14 protein-coding genes are annotated in these 12,649 nt (G+C 62.2%); 7 read left to right on the plus strand and 7 right to left on the minus strand.

Annotated features, from left to right (window positions below; genetic code table 11):
- Positions 1-27 precede the first annotated feature (27 nt).
- Positions 28-681: an AzlC family ABC transporter permease gene (locus tag J3R84_RS04215; protein WP_051509157.1), complete on the plus strand. Its 654-nt coding sequence runs from the start codon at positions 28-30 to the stop codon at positions 679-681.
- Positions 678-983, plus strand: a complete 306-nt coding sequence (locus J3R84_RS04220) for an AzlD family protein (protein ID WP_025426441.1) — start codon at positions 678-680, stop codon at positions 981-983. The genes J3R84_RS04215 and J3R84_RS04220 overlap by 4 nt, the downstream gene beginning before the upstream one ends.
- Positions 984-1,001: 18 nt before the next feature.
- Here J3R84_RS04220 and J3R84_RS04225 read toward each other — a convergent pair whose 3' ends face one another.
- Entirely contained in the window at positions 1,002-2,504 is a 1,503-nt protein-coding gene (locus J3R84_RS04225; protein WP_025426442.1) for a replicative DNA helicase, read from the minus strand.
- 328 nt (positions 2,505-2,832) lie between these two features.
- Between J3R84_RS04225 and J3R84_RS04230 the strand changes: the two genes are divergently transcribed.
- The 3 genes from J3R84_RS04230 (at position 2,833) to J3R84_RS04240 (ending at position 6,065) form a co-directional block, all read left to right on the plus strand.
- Positions 2,833-3,276, plus strand: coding sequence for a MarR family winged helix-turn-helix transcriptional regulator (locus J3R84_RS04230; RefSeq protein ID WP_025426443.1), 444 nt, complete (start codon positions 2,833-2,835; stop codon positions 3,274-3,276).
- Between the two features lie 119 nt (positions 3,277-3,395).
- Positions 3,396-4,982 (plus strand): MFS transporter, encoded by a 1,587-nt coding sequence (locus J3R84_RS04235; protein WP_038576834.1) that lies wholly within the window; start codon positions 3,396-3,398, stop codon positions 4,980-4,982.
- Positions 4,983-5,000: 18 nt separating this feature from the next.
- Complete coding sequence (locus tag J3R84_RS04240) at positions 5,001-6,065, plus strand: HlyD family secretion protein (RefSeq protein WP_025426445.1); 1,065 nt, start codon at positions 5,001-5,003, stop codon at positions 6,063-6,065.
- A 73-nt stretch (positions 6,066-6,138) separates the two neighbouring features.
- Here the strand turns inward: J3R84_RS04240 and rplI are convergent, their stop codons facing one another.
- From rplI to J3R84_RS04270, 6 genes are all read right to left on the minus strand, one after another.
- Positions 6,139-6,714, minus strand: a complete 576-nt coding sequence (rplI, locus tag J3R84_RS04245) for a 50S ribosomal protein L9 (RefSeq protein WP_025426446.1) — start codon at positions 6,712-6,714, stop codon at positions 6,139-6,141.
- Between the two features lie 33 nt (positions 6,715-6,747).
- Positions 6,748-7,632 carry a YybS family protein gene (locus J3R84_RS04250; RefSeq protein ID WP_225906189.1) on the minus strand — a complete coding sequence of 295 codons (885 nt, stop codon included), beginning with the start codon at positions 7,630-7,632 and terminating at the stop codon, positions 6,748-6,750.
- A gap of 264 nt (positions 7,633-7,896) precedes the next feature.
- Complete coding sequence (gene rpsR, locus J3R84_RS04255) at positions 7,897-8,145, minus strand: 30S ribosomal protein S18 (protein ID WP_025426448.1); 249 nt, start codon at positions 8,143-8,145, stop codon at positions 7,897-7,899.
- A gap of 27 nt (positions 8,146-8,172) precedes the next feature.
- Entirely contained in the window at positions 8,173-8,619 is a 447-nt protein-coding gene (gene rpsF, locus J3R84_RS04260) for a 30S ribosomal protein S6 (RefSeq protein ID WP_025426449.1), read from the minus strand.
- Between the two features lie 284 nt (positions 8,620-8,903).
- Positions 8,904-9,416, minus strand: coding sequence for a ClbS/DfsB family four-helix bundle protein (locus J3R84_RS04265; RefSeq protein ID WP_025426450.1), 513 nt, complete (start codon positions 9,414-9,416; stop codon positions 8,904-8,906).
- 14 nt (positions 9,417-9,430) lie between these two features.
- A complete protein-coding gene (locus tag J3R84_RS04270; protein WP_057211451.1) occupies positions 9,431-10,474 on the minus strand; it encodes an aldo/keto reductase in 1,044 nt (347 codons plus the stop codon).
- A gap of 249 nt (positions 10,475-10,723) precedes the next feature.
- Here J3R84_RS04270 and fabD point away from each other — a divergent pair, with 249 nt between their 5' ends.
- The gene (gene fabD, locus J3R84_RS04275; RefSeq protein WP_025426452.1) at positions 10,724-11,668 is read left to right on the plus strand and encodes an ACP S-malonyltransferase; all 945 of its coding nucleotides are present in this window, start codon (positions 10,724-10,726) and stop codon (positions 11,666-11,668) included.
- Positions 11,669-11,695: 27 nt separating this feature from the next.
- The gene (gene fabG / locus J3R84_RS04280; RefSeq protein ID WP_057211450.1) at positions 11,696-12,433 is read left to right on the plus strand and encodes a 3-oxoacyl-[acyl-carrier-protein] reductase; all 738 of its coding nucleotides are present in this window, start codon (positions 11,696-11,698) and stop codon (positions 12,431-12,433) included.
- Positions 12,434-12,649: the final 216 nt, after the last annotated feature.

The raw sequence follows: 12,649 nt of genomic DNA on the forward strand, positions 1-12,649 counted from the left end.
CCAGACTTTCGAGCCGGAGCCATGGCGATGGCGCCGCTCATCGTGGCGGTCATGCCGATTGGGCTCGTCTTCGGCGCAGTTGCCGCCGGCAAGGGGCTTTCGGGCGCGGAGGTGACATTGATGAGCGCGCTGGTTTTTGCCGGCGGCTCGCAATTCGTGGCCATGGACATCTGGACGCATCCGGCCTCTTGGGCGGCACTCGCTTTCTCCGCCTTGCTGGTCAATGTCAGGCACGTGCTGATGAGCGCGTCGCTCGGCGCCAAGCTCCAGGGGTTCTCAGGCCCGACGAAATACGCCTCGATGCTGCTGCTTGCCGACGAGATATGGGCAATGGCGGAGATGCGCGCGAAAGAGGGCAGGCTGACGCCCGCCTGGTTCGCGGGAATCGCCGTGCCGTTCTACTTCGTCTGGGTGACGACAAGCCTTGCCGGCGCGTTGCTGGGGGCCTTCCTTGGCGATCCGAAGGTGACGGGGCTCGACTTCGCCTTTCCCGCGGTTTTCATCGTGCTGGTGATGGGTTTCTGGAAAGGCCGTGAGACCGGGGTTGTGCTTGCCGCAAGCGCCGCTGCCGCGGTGCTGACGCATCAGTTTCTGCCGGGTGTCTGGTACATCGCCGCTGGTGCTGCTGCCGGGGTTGCGGTCGCGCTTCTTGCCGGCCGTAGCCAGGAGGTGCACGCATGACCGTCGATCCGAACACGCTTCTGGCCATCGTCGCCATGGCAATCGCAACCATTGCCACCCGCATCGGCGGCCTGGTGCTCATTCGGTTTGTGACGATCGGAGAAACGCAGAAGCGGGCCCTGGAGGCGATCCCGCCGGCCGTGTTGATGGCGGTGATCGCGCCGACGGCGCTGGTCACCGGGCCGGCGGAAACGATCGCTACGGTGGTAACGGCACTCGTCGCCATGCGGTTGCCGTTGCTCGCCGCTGTCGCGGCCGGCGTCGTGACCGTGGCGATCTTCAGAATGTTGCTGGGGGCGTAAAGACGCCCCCCGACTTTCTCAGTGTTCTTCGTATTGGGTGAAGGACGGATCGGCCAGATCGGTAAAGCGGGTGAATTCCGACTGGAAGGCGAGCTTGACGGTGCCGGTCGGTCCGTGACGCTGCTTGGCGATGATCACGTCGGCCGTGCCCTTCACCTGTTCCATCTTCATCTTCCACTCGTCGTACTTCGGATCGAATTCGTCGCGAGGCTCGAGGTTCTTCACGTAGTATTCCTCACGGAACACGAAGAGCACGACGTCGGCGTCCTGCTCGATCGAGCCCGATTCGCGAAGGTCGGAGAGCTGGGGGCGCTTGTCTTCGCGGCTTTCCACCTGACGGGAGAGCTGCGACAGCGCGATGATCGGCACGTTCAGCTCCTTGCCGAGTGCCTTCAGGCCGGTGGTGATCTGGGTGATTTCCTGCACGCGGTTGTCGCTCGATTTGCCCGAGCCGGTCATCAGCTGAATATAGTCGACGACCAGGCAATCGAGGCCGCGCTGGCGCTTGAGGCGGCGCGCACGGGCGGAGAGCTGGGCGATCGAGATACCACCGGTCTGGTCGATGAACAGCGGAACTTTCTGCATCATCTGCGAGCAGGCGACGAGCTTTTCGAAGTCGGCTTCGGAGATGTCGCCGCGGCGGATCTTCGAGGAGGAGACTTCGGTCTGCTCGGAGATGATACGCGTTGCCAGCTGTTCGGACGACATTTCGAGCGAGTAGAAGCCGACGACGCCGCCGTTCTTGGCCTTGAACGAACCGTCCGCCTGAACCTCCGGGTCGTAGGCGGCGGCAATGTTGTAGGCGATGTTGGTGGCAAGCGAGGTCTTGCCCATGCCGGGACGTCCCGCAAGTACGATCAAGTCCGAGCGCTGCAGGCCGCCCATGCGGGCGTCGAGCGACAGGATGCCCGTCGAAATACCCGACAGGCTGCCGTCGCGCTCGAACGCCGCGCCGGCCATGTCGATGGCAAGCGCGACCGCATCGTTGAAGGACTGGAAACCGCCGTCGTAGCGGCCGGTTTCGGCGAGCTCGAACAGGCGCCGTTCCGCGTCCTCGATCTGGCCCTGCGGCGGCATGTCGAGCGGTGCGTCAAAGGCGATATTGACCATGTCCTCGCCGATGGTGATCAGCGAACGGCGCAGCGCCAAATCGTAGATTGCGCGGCCGTAGTCTTCGGCGTTGATGATCGAGACGGCGCCGGCGGCAAGGCGGGCAAGATACTGCGCGACCGTCAGGTCGCCGACCTTTTCGTCGGCCTTGAGGAAGGTCTTGATCGTCACCGGGTTGGCGGTCTTGCCCATGCGGATGATGTCGCCGGCAACCTCGTAGATGCGGCGATGCAGGGGTTCGAACAGGTGGACCGGCTTCAGGAAGTCCGAGACGCGATAGAACGCATCATTGTTGACGAGGATCGCGCCGAGCAGCGCCTGTTCGGCTTCAAGGTTGTTCGGCGCCTCGCGGTAATGCTGGTCCGATTGGTCCTTGCCGATAGGGGCGAGCTTTCGCGCTGCGTCGTTCATGGTCGTTCGTCTCTGCCTCTTCTGGTGTGCACCCGGTTTGCTGTCTGCGTCTCTGCGGGTCAAGTGCAGCAGTGCCACAGTCGCAGACCATGTGGCGCGGCCCATCGCATTTGCCCGTTGTTCGACTGATCCACAGGCCGACATCACGAAAGTGCAAAAAATAAAGTCCGCATGAAGAACGACGTTGACGCCGCGAATCGCTGCAATCGGCGACTGCGCCAATTCTAGCGCCGTTTGCCCCCTCTCAAAACGCCGTCTTGAAAATTGCCTTGGGATGGATTAGATAGGAGCAGAATAATTAGCATGCTACTAATATGGAAAAGGTACTATGTATCAGCCCATCGTCAATCGCGAACTGTTCGACGCCTTGTCGATGGTCAATCGTAAGCTGCGGGCTGTCTTCGATGCCAGGGTGAAGGAGCGTGGCCTGACCCTGGCTCGGGCGAGGGCGCTGTTTGCGCTAACCAAGAAGGATGGCTTGAACCAGCGCGAACTGGCCGACGAACTGGATATCGAGACGCCGACGATCGTGCGCCTGCTGGACGGAATGGAAAAGCAGGGTTTCATCGAGCGCAGGGTCGAGGTGTCGGATCGCAGGGCCAAGCAGATCCACATGACCGAACTTGGGCGCACCATCGCCGACGAGATCCTGAAGCTTGCCGACGAGATCCGGGCAGAAGTGCTGCAGGGCGTCGGTGAAGACGAGGTCGCGGCGGTGCTGAAGGTCGTGCGCACCATCGCCGATAACGTTCAATCGCTGGCGAAGGAATGACATCGATGAGTGCCGCCGCAAGGCCCGCAGCAAACGACAACAGGACAGCCCTTGGCGACGACGAGGCGGAGGCGCCCTCTGGCGAGCCAGCACAACAGCAAGTCACGGCCACCGCAACGATGCCCGTGCCACGGCCGATGAGCGTTGCCAGGTCCGCGACCTACGTCGTCTGCTCGGCGCTACTGTTCCTCACCCAGGGCCTCGGCATGAATCTGGCGCTCGCCAATCTTACCCAGCTGCAGGGATCACTTTCCGCCACCTCGATCGAGGCCGCCTGGCTTTCGGCAGCCTACATGGCGCCGAATGTCTCTCTCTCGATCGCGCTCGTCAAAATCCGGGCGCAATACGGACTGCGCCGGTTCGCAGAAATCGGCATTGTCGGCTTTGTTATCGTTTCGCTGATGAACGTCTTTGTTTCCGATCTGCAGTCGGCGATCGTCGTTCGCTTCATCAGTGGCATCGCGGCGGCCCCCATGTCGACGCTCGGTTTCCTCTATATGCTGGAGGCCTTCCTGCCGGCGCGCAAGCTGACGGTCGGTCTTGCCCTGGCGCTGACCTGCACGACCATTTCGGCACCGATCACCCGGCTGATCTCGCCGAAGCTGATCGAATACGGCCAATGGCATGGGCTCTATACGCTCGAGATGGCCCTGGCGCTGATGGCGCTGCCGATCATCTACCTGCTGCCGCTGACGCCGGTGCCGCACGCCAAAGTGATCCAGCGCACCGATATTCTGAGCTACCTGCTGGTGGCTGTCGGCTTCGGCTGTATCGCCATCGTGCTGACCATGGGGCGGCTCTACTGGTGGTTCGAAGCGCCGTGGCTGGGTGTGCTCCTGGCTGTGGCGATCGTGGCGCTGACCAGCGTGGTGCTGATCGAACTCAATCGTGAACTGCCGTTGATCGACGTTCGCTGGCTCGCCTCCAGGGAGATCCTGCATTTTACCGCGGTGCTGCTGGTCTTTCGCCTTGTCGCCTCGGAGCAGTCGGCGATCGCGGCAAACTTCTATCAGCTGCTCGGATTGCAGTTCGAGCAGGTCGCGACGCTTTATTGGGTCATTCTCGGCGCATCGATCGCCGGCGGCCTTTTGTGCGCCGCACTAATGAATCCTGACCACGCCGAGTTCGTGCATGTTCTGGCGCTGAGCCTGCTGGCTGGCGGTGCCTATATCGACAGCCAGGCGACCAATCTGACACGACCCGAGCAGATGTATATCAGCCAGGCCATGATCGCCGCCGGAACCGCTCTGTTCCTGCCGCCGGCCATGGCCAGCGGCTTCAAGGCGGCGCTGATGAAGGGGCCGAGCTACATTCTCAGCTTCATCGTCATCTTCCTGTTCACCCAAAGCATCGGTGGCCTGATCGGCACCGCGACCTTCGGAAGCTTCGTCACCCTGCGGGAGAAGTTCCATTCCAATGTGCTGGCCGAGCAGATCGTGATGTCGAACCCGCTCATCGCCCAGCGCCTCAGCCAGCTGGCCGCAAGCTATGGCCGGGTGATCGGCGACAGGACCTTGCTGAACGGCGAGGGCGTGGCGTTGTTGGGGCAGCAGGTTACCCGCGAGGCCAACATTCTCGCCTACAACGATGCCTTTCTGCTGGCGTCCGGCATTGCCCTTTGCGCGTTGGCCGGTCTGCTGGTGCATATCCTTTACAAGCGGATCGCGGCGCGCCTTGCGCCTCCCGCACCCGCCTTCTCTTCTTGACGAACAGAGTTGACGACCATGCTGAAATCCTTGCGCTCACCCACCACGATCATCGTCTTGCTCGCCGGCCTCTCGGGCCTCGCCCTGGTTCTCTATGCCTGGCGACTGCCGCCGTTCCCCAGTTCCGTCGAGATGACGGAGAACGCCTATGTCAGGGGTTACCTGACGGTCATGAGCCCGCAACTGTCAGGTTATGTCGCCGAGGTGCCGGTGCACGACTACGAGGAGGTCAAGGCCGGGCAATTGCTCGTCAGGATCGACGACCGGATCTACGCCCAGAAACTGGCCCAGTCAGAGGCGACACTTGCCGCCCAGAAGGCATCGCATGCCAATTCGCGTCAGCAGGAACTGTCGGCCAAGGCCGGTATTGCTGCCAGCGCAGCACAGCTGGACAGCGCGAAGGCTGCGTTCAACAGAGCGAGCGCATCTTGGGACCGAATCCGGCCGTTGGCGGAGAAGGGCATCTCGACACGCAGCGAAGCCGATCAATCGCGCGCAGCGTTCGAACAGGCACAGGCCGCCGTCAACCAGGCCGAAGCGGGGCTGGAGGTTTCGCGCCAAGCACTGGCCACCACGCTTGGCGCCCGTGCCGGTCTGCAGGCTGCCGTTGCCGGCGCCGAGGCCGCCGTCGAACTGGCCCGGATCGATCTGGAAAACACCCGGATCGTCGCTCCCCGTGACGGAAAGCTCGGCGAGATCGGTGCGCGCCTCGGCCAATATGTCACCGCCGGCTCGCAATTGCTCGCCGTCGTGCCGCATGATGTTTGGGTGCTTGCGAATTTCAAGGAAACGCAGCTCGACGGCATGAAGGCCGGCCAGCCGGTGACCATTTCGGTCGATGCGCTGCAAAGGAACACGCTGACCGGGCACATCGAGCGCTTTGCGCCTGCCGCCGGCTCCGAGTTCAGCATCATCCGCCCGGACAACGCCACCGGCAATTTTACCAAGGTCGCCCAGCGCGTGGGCGTCCGGATCGCCGTCGATCCCGGCCAGCCGCTTGCCGATCTCTTGTCGCCCGGCCTGTCGGTCGTCGTACGTGTGGACAAGGATGCAGCACCTGTGGCCGAGCTTGCCCACAGCTGAAGTCAAGCCGACAGCAAAGAAAAAGCCCGGGTCCAAGGATCCGGGCTTTCGCATTCAGAATGGCCTGTAAGGCTTATTCTTCTTCGCCTTCGAATTCGGCTTCCGGGTTGAAGAAGTCTTCCGGCTTCAGGGCATCTTCGTCAACGCCGTAGATGGCGTCGGCCGAGGTCAGGCTTTCGCCCTTTGACTGGCGCTCAGCTTCTTCAGCCGAACGGGCAACGTTGACTTCAACCGCGATTTCGACTTCCGAATGCAGGTGCAGCGTGACGTTGTGCAGGCCGATCGACTTGATCGGGTGGTTCAGGTCGACCTGGTTGCGGCCGATGTTGAAGCCTTCTGCAGCCAGCACTTCGATGACGTCGCGAGCGGCAACCGAACCGTAGAGCTGGCCGGTTTCGCCAGCGGAACGGACGATGATGAAGGACTTGCCGTCGAGGTTCTCGGCAACCTTCTGGGCTTCCGACTTGCGCTCGAGGTTACGGGCTTCGAGCGTCGAACGCTCGGATTCGAAACGGGCCTTGTTAGCAGCGTTGGCGCGCAGTGCCTTGCCGAGTGGCAGCAGGTAGTTGCGTGCGAAGCCGTCGCGAACCTTTACGGTTTCGCCCATCTGGCCGAGCTTTGCGATACGTTCGAGAAGAATGACTTGCATGTTCGTTTCCTTTCAGAGTTCAGTTTTCGTTGGTCAGTTTTTTTCCACCGGGGTGACTGCGATGGTGCGTCGCGTATCGGTCAGGCCCGTGAGGAGGAAGAAGATTGCCGGGATCGTGAACACGAGCACCGACAGGTATGCGATCCACAGCACGGGAAGCCGCCAGGACTTGCCGCGCGTGCGGAAATGGAAGGATGCGAAGCCGGCGAGCAGGAAGCCTGCACCGAAGGTTCCGCAGACCAGCGCGCCGATCGTGGCAGGCGCGCCACCCAAGAAGGTCAGGACAAGGCCGCCGAGAAAGATGAAGATCGCATTGCGGTGCATGCGCAGCGTCGACGGAATGTCTTCGCGGGGGCGCAGCGACCGGCCCGACATCTGCACGATGCGGGTGGCGACATAATAGGCGGAAAACAGCATCACCACCCAGACGGCGCCCTGGATGAGCGGCAGCGCCAGCGTGAAGATCGACTTGATCTGGGAGATCGCCGCAGCATCGGGGTTGTAGAGCGGTTCCTGCGCCTTCACCGCCTGAATGACGATGTCGACCATACGGTCGGACACATCAGAATCATATCCGACGATGAAGCCGACGATGATCATGCCCGCGGTCACCAGGCCGGCGAGGTGGCTGAGAATGTCGGAAAGCGGGTACCAGGCAAGCGCGCCATCAGGTCCGCCGAGCTCAGTGGCCGGGCGCGCCAGATTGGCGAGATGGCTGAGCCAGCCGGCCGGAATGAGCGTCACGACGAGAATCAGCAGCGCGAAATAGGGCGAGACCAGAGCGGCGGCAGTAGCGCCGGCGCTGACGATGGCCGTGATGGCGGCCGCATTGCCCCAGCCAAGACCGGCAATGAGAATGGGAAGCGCCGAAGCGGCATAAAGAACGATCGCAAGCGACGACTGCGTATTCGCGCCCATCGACAGAAGGGCAGCGGTAAAGCCGGCGAGAACGCCGGTCAGCAGCGATGTCTTGTTCAACTTGTTCACGTTCGCTGTCCTGCTTCGTGCAGTTAGGGGATGGCCAAAGGCTCAACCCCAACATGGGATTTCCGAGTGTTTCCACACGGGTTCCGATCCGCGCCCAACGCGGAAGGGAGAGGGCAAGGCGATCACCCAAGGGGAGCGCCTTGCCCTAGAGTCGGTTTCCGTTGAGTCAGGCGACCAACGGAACGTCAGCCGTTCTTACGAAACGACGTAGGGCAGCAGGCCGAGGAAGCGGGCGCGCTTGATCGCCTGGGCGAGTTCGCGCTGCTTCTTCTGGGAAACGGCCGTGATGCGGGAAGGAACGATCTTGCCGCGCTCGGAAATGTAGCGCTGCAGAAGACGGATGTCCTTGTAGTCGATCCGCGGAGCGTTTGCGCCCGAGAAGGGGCAGGTCTTGCGGCGACGGTGGAACGGGCGGCGAACCGGAGCGGAAGAAACTTCAGCCATTGTCTTTAATCTCCTAAAGCTTCTTGATTAAGCGCGGTCTTCGCGCGGACGACGCGGGCGGTCTTCGCGGTCGCCACGGTCCGGACGCGGACCACGGTCACCGAAGCCACGCTCCGGACGGTCGCCATCGCGGCGCGGACGGTCGTCGCGGTCGCGCTTCTGCATCATGGCAGACGGGCCTTCTTCGTGCTTCTCGACGGCAATCGTCATGTAGCGCAGGACGTCTTCGTTGATGCGCATCTGGCGCTCGATTTCATGAACGGCCGCTGCCGGAGCATCGATGTCCATGAGAACGTAGTGAGCCTTGCGGTTCTTCTTGATGCGGTAGGTGAGGGACTTGAGGCCCCAGTTCTCGACGCGACCGACCTTGCCGCCGTTTGCTTCGAGCACGCCCTTGTACTGCTCGACGAGACCGTCGACCTGCTGCGGCGTGATGTCCTGGCGGGCCAGGAATACGTGTTCATAAAGAGCCATTGTGGCTTACCTTTCTTGCGTTAATCAGCCCGGACATCGGCGGCTAAGCCTCAACGACTGTTCTTATTGGCTGACAGGCAGCCGGCAAGAAAGTGTTGTATCGAGACGGTCGAGAGCGGAGACACGGGAGGCCGGAAAGACTTGCAATCCTAACGGCTCCCCTCGAGGAAGCCGGCCCTCCGTTCAGCCACCAGCCAGAAGACCGGGCATTTCGAACAGCGCGCTTATACGCATATTTCATCGAAAGGCAAGGCTTGCGCGGTCTTTTCGCCACGCTTTGCCCTTTAAGCGGCTCCCTTGAGCTTCTTCCACTGGCGCAAACGACCTCGCGCATTGGCATAGGGCGAGGACGTGTTGAACTGGATCATCCGGCCGAGCGGCCATTTGCCGTACCACGCCTGTCCGTAGAGGGTCTGATCGTCACGCGCCTCGATCAGTGCGACCAATGCGTCCTTGCTGGCCGCGAGGCGAGACAGGAGTTCCGAAGGCGGGAGCGCTCGGTAGTCGCCGTAGAATTTCTGCGCGAGACGACCGAGCTCGTTCCACTTGTACCCCGTTTCCGGAAAGTCGACCGGCAGACCTTGCTCGTCCCATTCGATCCATTTGACCACCAGTTCGCCCCAACCGGTGAGGTAGGCGACGAGGTCGCCGACGCTCATCATCGTGCCCTTGGCGTGTCCATCGAGCGATGGTTCGGCGAATCCCGCCGGCGGAATGCCATCGAGTTCGCGCTCGAGCTTGGCGAATTCGGTCTCGATGGCGTTCAGCAATTCCGCTTTCGTCTGGGGCACGGCCATCTGCTGTTTCGCGCTCAGATCGGCATCGGATAGAGCCGGTGCAGGCGACGAATGCCGTTCATGACATCCTGCGACAGCGTCATTCCGGCAGCGCCGAGATCCGTCTTCAACTGATCCATCGAGGTTGCGCCGATGATGACGGACGCCATGAACGGGCGGGCGAGGCAGAAGGCGATCGCCAGTTGCGACGGGTCGATCCCGTGTTCGCGGGCAAGCGCCACGTAGCCGGCGACGGCCGGTTCCTGGTGTGGCGTGAAGCGACCGCCGAGATCGCCGTTGATCGCAAGGCGCGACCCAGTCGGCCTGGCGCCGTCAAGATACTTGCCGGTCAACAGGCCGGCGGCGAGCGGCGAATAGGCGAGCAGCCCGACGTCCTCGTGGTGTGAGAGTTCGGCAAGGTCGAGGTCGTAGGCCCTATAGAGAAGATTGTATTCGTTCTGGATCGAGGCAACGCGCGGCAGCCCGTGCCGCTCCGCCATGTCGATCAGCTTCATCGTGCCCCAGGCGGTGTCGTTGGACAGGCCGATCGCGCGTACCTTGCCTGCCTTCACCACGTCGCCGAGCTTTTCGAGGATAGCCTTCAGGTCGGCGGCCACATGGGCCTTGTTCTGCTTGGCGGGCTCATAAGACCAGGCGTTGCGGAAATGGTAGTGGCCGCGGTTCGGCCAGTGGATCTGGTAGAGATCGATGTATTCGGTCTTCAGCCGCTTGAGGCTGGCGTCGACCGCCTCGCCGATGCCCTCAGGGGTGATCGGGCCGCCGTTGCGGATGTAGGGGCGGCCGGAGCCAGCGACCTTGGTGGCGACAACGACGTCGTCACGGCGGCCGCGCTTGCCCAGCCACTCGCCGATGATGCGCTCGGTATTGCCGTAGGTTTTGGCGGAAAGCGGGGTCGTCGGGTAGAGTTCGGCGGTGTCGATGAAGTTCACGCCTTTGTCGAACGCATAGTCGAGTTGTTCGTGCGCCTCAGCCTCGGAATTCTGAGAGCCCCAGGTCATTGTGCCCAGGCAGATTTCGGAAACCTTGATGCCGGTCCGGCCAAGCGTGTTGTAACGCATGCAGTGATGGTCCTTGTGAAAGGCGAGCCTCGACCCGGGAGGAAAGGGGTGCCCGCGGCAGAATTGGGTGAAGGCCGCAAGCCCAGGGGACGGTCGATCGGGCAGGGCGGCGATGCGCGGCAAACTTACGCCTTGATTGGCGAAGATCAAGGGCAAAAGGCCGGCTGAAGCCCGCAAAGCCGGGCCCGCGCGCTTGACTCGCCGGTCAGGAATGTGAATGGAGAGGAAAACCAGGGAAGGGACAATCCCATGAGTATTGCATTCACGTTTCCGGGCCAGGGCAGCCAGGCTGTCGGCATGGGCAAGGATCTGGCGGACGCGTTTCCGGAAGCAGCGGCAGTGTTTGCCGAGGTCGACGACGCGCTCGGCGAAAAACTCTCCGAGATCATGTGGAACGGCCCCGAGGAAACGCTGACGCTGACGGCGAACGCCCAGCCGGCGCTGATGGCGGTATCGATGGCGGTGATCCGTGTGCTCGAAGCCAAAGGCCTCGATCTGAAGAGCAAAGTCTCGTTCGTGGCCGGACATTCGCTCGGCGAATATTCGGCGCTCTGTGCCGCCGGAACCTTCTCGATCGCCGACACCGCGCGCCTGCTGCGCATCCGTGGCAACGCCATGCAGGCGGCCGTGCCCGTTGGCAAGGGCGCGATGGCGGCCATCATCGGTCTTGAGCATGCGGACGTCGACGCGATCTGCCGCGAAGCTTCTGCTCTCGGCTCCTGCCAGATCGCCAACGACAATGGCGGCGGTCAGCTGGTGATCTCCGGCGAGAAGGCGGCCGTCGAAAAGGCTGCGGCACTTGCATCCGAAAAAGGCGCCAAGCGCGCGCTGATGCTGCCGGTCTCTGCGCCCTTCCATTCGAGCCTGATGGCGCCTGCCGCCGAGGCAATGCGTGAAGCGCTTGCCAAGGTCGAAAAGCACAATCCGTCCGTGCCCGTTATCGCCAACGTCCTGGCCGCTCCCGTCAGCAACGCCGAAGAGATTGCGCGCCTTCTCGTCGAGCAGGTCACCGGCCAGGTTCGCTGGCGCGAGACGGTGGAATGGTTCGCCGCCAACAACGTCACGACGCTTTATGAAGTGGGCTCCGGCAAGGTTCTTACCGGGCTTGCCCGCCGGATCGACAAGTCAGTCACCGGTATTACTGTCAACACGCCTGCCGATATCGACACCGCGCTCTCGGCGCTTCTGGCCTGAGTGCTCCAGTTATAAGGAATCAATCCGATGTTCGATCTTTCCGGCCGTAAGGCTCTTGTAACCGGTGCATCCGGTGGTATCGGCGAAGAAATCGCCCGCATGCTGCACGCTCAGGGCGCAATCGTCGGCCTTCACGGCACGCGCGTCGAAAAGCTCGAGGCGCTTGCCAACGAACTCGGCGAGCGTGTCCAGCTGTTCCCGGCCAATCTTTCCGATCGCGCCGAAGTCAAGGCGCTCGGCGAAAAGGCCGAGGCTGAACTGGGCGGCGTCGACATTCTCGTCAACAATGCCGGCATCACCAAGGACGGCCTTTTTGTTCGTATGAGCGACGACGACTGGGACAATGTTCTGGAGGTCAACCTGACCGCCGTGTTCCGCCTGACCCGCGAGCTGACCCATCCGATGATGCGCCGCCGCTTCGGCCGTATCGTCAACATCACGTCGATCGTCGGCGTCACCGGCAATCCCGGCCAGGCCAACTACTGCGCCTCGAAGGCCGGCATGATCGGCTTTTCGAAGTCGCTCGCCCAGGAAATCGCCACCCGCAATGTCACGGTCAACTGCGTTGCGCCCGGCTTCATCGAGAGCGCCATGACCGGCAAGCTGAACGACAAGCAGAAGGAAGGCATCATGGGAGCGATCCCGATGAGGCGCATGGGCACCGGTGCCGAGATTGCATCTGCCGTCGTTTATCTCGCTTCGAACGAGGCAGGCTATGTCACCGGCCAGACCATACACGTCAACGGCGGCATGGCAATGATCTGACGAGGTGTCCGGGGCCTGCATGCCACGCACGCGAAACGGGCGTGATCTTGGCCTGCAATGCTCCGGCACACCACCGGCCAAATGCCTGAAATTCAATGTTGAGCAAGCGATTGTCAGGCATTTTCGCACTTTGCGGCAGACTTAAACCGTGTTAATCGGGCCATGACTGTTAGCAGTCGACCGGCCCCGCCAGGTGTCCGGCAGCCTTGGCTGCCT

Origin of the sequence: Ensifer canadensis (genome assembly GCF_017488845.2) — a bacterium.
Lineage (GTDB): Bacteria > Pseudomonadota > Alphaproteobacteria > Rhizobiales > Rhizobiaceae > Ensifer > Ensifer canadensis.

What these genes read in the sequence shown, in the direction of transcription:
- rpsR (WP_025426448.1), bottom strand. Translation starts at nt 8,145, where the DNA reads ATGGCTGAAGTTTCTTCCGCTCCGGTTCGCCGCCCGTTCCACCGTCGC.
- fabG (WP_057211450.1), top strand. Translation starts at nt 11,696, where the DNA reads ATGTTCGATCTTTCCGGCCGTAAGGCTCTTGTAACCGGTGCATCCGGT.
- rplI (WP_025426446.1), bottom strand. Translation starts at nt 6,714, where the DNA reads ATGCAAGTCATTCTTCTCGAACGTATCGCAAAGCTCGGCCAGATGGGC.
- J3R84_RS04235 (WP_038576834.1), top strand. Translation starts at nt 3,396, where the DNA reads ATGCCCGTGCCACGGCCGATGAGCGTTGCCAGGTCCGCGACCTACGTC.
- J3R84_RS04265 (WP_025426450.1), bottom strand. Translation starts at nt 9,416, where the DNA reads ATGGCCGTGCCCCAGACGAAAGCGGAATTGCTGAACGCCATCGAGACC.
- J3R84_RS04215 (WP_051509157.1), top strand. Translation starts at nt 28, where the DNA reads ATGGCGCCGCTCATCGTGGCGGTCATGCCGATTGGGCTCGTCTTCGGC.
- J3R84_RS04220 (WP_025426441.1), top strand. Translation starts at nt 678, where the DNA reads ATGACCGTCGATCCGAACACGCTTCTGGCCATCGTCGCCATGGCAATC.
- rpsF (WP_025426449.1), bottom strand. Translation starts at nt 8,619, where the DNA reads ATGGCTCTTTATGAACACGTATTCCTGGCCCGCCAGGACATCACGCCG.
- J3R84_RS04230 (WP_025426443.1), top strand. Translation starts at nt 2,833, where the DNA reads ATGTATCAGCCCATCGTCAATCGCGAACTGTTCGACGCCTTGTCGATG.
- J3R84_RS04270 (WP_057211451.1), bottom strand. Translation starts at nt 10,474, where the DNA reads ATGCGTTACAACACGCTTGGCCGGACCGGCATCAAGGTTTCCGAAATC.
- J3R84_RS04225 (WP_025426442.1), bottom strand. Translation starts at nt 2,504, where the DNA reads ATGAACGACGCAGCGCGAAAGCTCGCCCCTATCGGCAAGGACCAATCG.
- J3R84_RS04250 (WP_225906189.1), bottom strand. Translation starts at nt 7,632, where the DNA reads ATGGGCGCGAATACGCAGTCGTCGCTTGCGATCGTTCTTTATGCCGCT.
- J3R84_RS04240 (WP_025426445.1), top strand. Translation starts at nt 5,001, where the DNA reads ATGCTGAAATCCTTGCGCTCACCCACCACGATCATCGTCTTGCTCGCC.
- fabD (WP_025426452.1), top strand. Translation starts at nt 10,724, where the DNA reads ATGAGTATTGCATTCACGTTTCCGGGCCAGGGCAGCCAGGCTGTCGGC.